This window comes from Anaeroplasma sp. (assembly GCF_034179385.1).
GTDB lineage: Bacteria > Bacillota_I > Bacilli_A > Acholeplasmatales > Anaeroplasmataceae > Anaeroplasma.
In genome coordinates this window covers 1-3,200 of the sequence record NZ_JAXFPY010000069.1, presented here as the reverse complement: position 1 = coordinate 3,200, position 3,200 = coordinate 1, and the positions used below count along the sequence as shown (strand labels likewise).

Sequence of the window (3,200 nt, the reverse complement as noted above, 5' to 3'; positions counted from 1 at the left end):
AAGTTGAAACATCAACTGCATATGATTATCTACCTGCTGCTATGGCTCCAAGTGCTAATAAAGTTAATGCTTCAGATATTGCTTATGATTTTACTACATTTACTAATGTATCATCAATTAATCATGCAGGTTTTGGCGAGCAATGGCAAATGGTAGTTGAAAACATTAATCAAAGTGTCACAATGGCTAAGGTATTTAATGTTACTCAAACAGCTTTAAGTGCTGCAGGTAATGCAGTTAATATTTATATTGAAAACTCTTATGCAGATGAAATGACATATGAATTTAGTGGTACTGGATATAATGGTAAATTTGAATATAAGAATAATAAGTTAATTTTTAACATTAATATCACTACAGATACTACAGTACCACTTGTAGGAACTGTAAAACCAGTTATTAAAATGGAATATGATTTAACAAAAGAAACTAAAGGTATGTTTATTTCTTTAGGTGATGCTTATAAGATTAAATATGTAGTATCTGATGATGCATATGAAATGGCTACAACATATGGACTAACAGCATATGGTCATGAGGGTTCTAGATCTTCATATTTATCAGTATCTAAAGCAAATAACAAGACAACAGGTCATATTTATGAATATACAACATTAGATGGTTCTGATAAGATTTCTGCTTGTGCTGATTTCTATGTTGAAAATGGATATGTATCAGTTGTTGGTAATAAAGCATCTGGTATGGTTGGATTCGATGGTTATGTAAATGAATTATATAAGGCATCAGAAGGTAAACTTTTAGGTTATGAAGTAAGAGAAGAAAAGACTATTGCTAGTGTTAAAGGCACTTATAATACTTTATGGTTCAACCTATGGGATATTGATGGAATTACTAATGTAAAGGTTACTGATAAAACTGATGCCAACGAATCCTCAAGAAGTACAGTTGATGTATATTTAAATAATTCAACCACTTTATTATTACCTACATATAATAAAAAGCTTATTAAAACTAGTAGAAAATATGATATTGAATTACGTTCTAGATTCTACTATACAGAGGTTGATGGCAAACTTGTTGCTAACGAAGTAAAAGTACCAATGATGTTTATTCAAGAAGGAGATAACTTCAATTCATTCACAAAAGATATAAAAGATGATAATAATATTGATGCATCTGTTTCTATGAATCAAACAGATTTAAATAAGGTATTAGCAGATTATGATACATTAATTGATATCTTTATTGCTAATAAAGAAGCAATGTCATCTGAACAAATTATAGCTTATTTAGCTCAATACGAATAAAATGGAAATGATCCTCAGGAAAATAAACTCCTGGGGATTTTCTACTATTAGTTGCAATAATATGATAAAATATTATCAATAGAAACTATTTTGGTTAGGAGGTTTTCAAAGATGAATAATATGCCACCATTTGATCCAAAATTTATTGAGGAAATGAAAAAGCAAAATGATTTTATGATGGAATTTGCTGAAAAACAAAGACAAGCTGATAATAAAGTGTTAAAAAAATTATTTGCTGGAAAATTAAGCAAAGTTTTCTAATTGAAATGAAGGAGAAAATCACTCATCGTCCTGATATGATGGATTTAGCGGTTAATCATTATGACGTGCTAAACTTTTCTCATGAATCAATGGTTTTAGGTAAAGATAATCTTGAATTAGATGTTTGTAAATTTATTACTATGTATCATTTTTTTAATACTTTGACTTTAGATGATGCCAAAAGAGCTTCATATCATGATGATGAAGAATATAAAAACAAATTATCAAATCAAGTTGTTGATGCAATAAAATTAAGAAATGCAGCTTTGATGTATAATGCTAAAGACTCTTTAGAAGCTTATTATCCTTTAACTTATTCATTATTTGCTTTAAATAATTTTCTTATAATAGAATTTGATAGATGCATGAGAGAAAGGAAATATCCTAAAATAAAAAATGCAATATTTAGAAGTCAAATGCAATTTAAAATGTTAAAAAAGATAAAGGCGATTCTTGTATTGGTAGATAATAATCTTATAGAAGAAGCTTTTAATCCATTAAGAAGTCTTTATGAACTATATATGATATATTTGACACTTGATAATTGTGATGCAAAGGTTGTTGAAAGATATCGTAGATATGTAGAATACCAATTTGAATATCAAAAAACCAATACAATTGCAAAAGAAGTTGAAGATAGTTTTAACAATTTAAAGAATAATGGTTCAAAAATAACTAAAATAGATTATTTGAATTTTGGGTGGTTAGATTCTATATTAGAATATAATTATATAAATATTGATGAACGTAAGTATAGAATTGTTGATATTGCTAATTATCTTGATATGAAATATAAAAGCCAAATAGGGTCAATTTTATATAAAAATTTCAGAGAATGTAGCCCATTAAGTCATGGATTTACAGGTTTCTTAGAATTTTATAGTACTAAACAATCATTATGTGAAAGAGTATGTTATATATTGGATTTTCTAGCAACTGATATTTCTAGTAGTTATCAGTTTAAACTAGAGCTAAATAATATAAATGTTTTGGAATATATGCAAGGATTTTATAAACAGCAACTTGAATATGATAAAACAATAAATGAAAACAGTAAGTTAAGAGAATCACTTAACAAAAATTATGTTAATAGAATTAGATAGTGATTTATATCGGCTAGTTACAATCACTAGTTTTTCCTATATATTATAGTTGTCTTAAGACCTAAGACAGAAGGAGAAAATCAAAATGAAATATTACAAAATTATAATTGCCCCTCTAAATAATATGAATTTAAATCAAATCGTTGTAAACGATGAATCTACTCTTGACTATGTGATGGTTGAATCAGATGCTGAGCTACAAGAAAAAATAAATGATTGCTTGTTTAATTACCCTTTGGGTTACGTAGAAAAGAAAACTGCAATTGTAAATGAAGTCAGTCCATACGAATATATCAATTGTATCGATTCAAAATGTCGTGGCAAAATCGTTGCTGATTACATTGATAGATTCTATACAGGTTCTTTATATGGTGAAGAAATCAAAAAAGAACTTGAAGCCAAAGCATTAACATACTTTTCTAAGCTTGGAAACATCTTTGAGTTAAAGGAGGTGAAGTAAAATGAAAAAGCTTCTAGAAGAAATTGAAAGAATAAAAAATGATCCGGATCCGCTTCTTGATAAGAAGTGTATCGGATTATATAATACGATGGTTCTCTTCATTGATGA

General features: G+C 27.7%; 4 protein-coding genes. All 4 read left to right on the top strand.

Going from position 1 to position 3,200, the window contains the following annotated elements:
• Nucleotides 1–1,268 (top strand): hypothetical protein (locus tag SPJ17_RS04495; protein WP_321093083.1); only part of this gene is annotated, 1,268 nt, incomplete at its 5' end.
• A gap of 111 nt (nt 1,269–1,379) precedes the next feature.
• A complete protein-coding gene (locus SPJ17_RS04490; protein ID WP_321093081.1) occupies nt 1,380–1,529 on the top strand; it encodes a hypothetical protein in 150 nt (49 codons plus the stop codon).
• 5 nt (nt 1,530–1,534) lie between these two features.
• Nucleotides 1,535–2,632, top strand: a complete 1,098-nt coding sequence (locus SPJ17_RS04485) for a DUF5677 domain-containing protein (RefSeq protein WP_321093079.1) — start codon at nt 1,535–1,537, stop codon at nt 2,630–2,632.
• Between the two features lie 85 nt (nt 2,633–2,717).
• Nucleotides 2,718–3,092 carry a hypothetical protein gene (locus SPJ17_RS04480; RefSeq protein WP_321093078.1) on the top strand — a complete coding sequence of 125 codons (375 nt, stop codon included), beginning with the start codon at nt 2,718–2,720 and terminating at the stop codon, nt 3,090–3,092.
• The last annotated feature ends 108 nt before the right edge of the window (nt 3,093–3,200 follow it).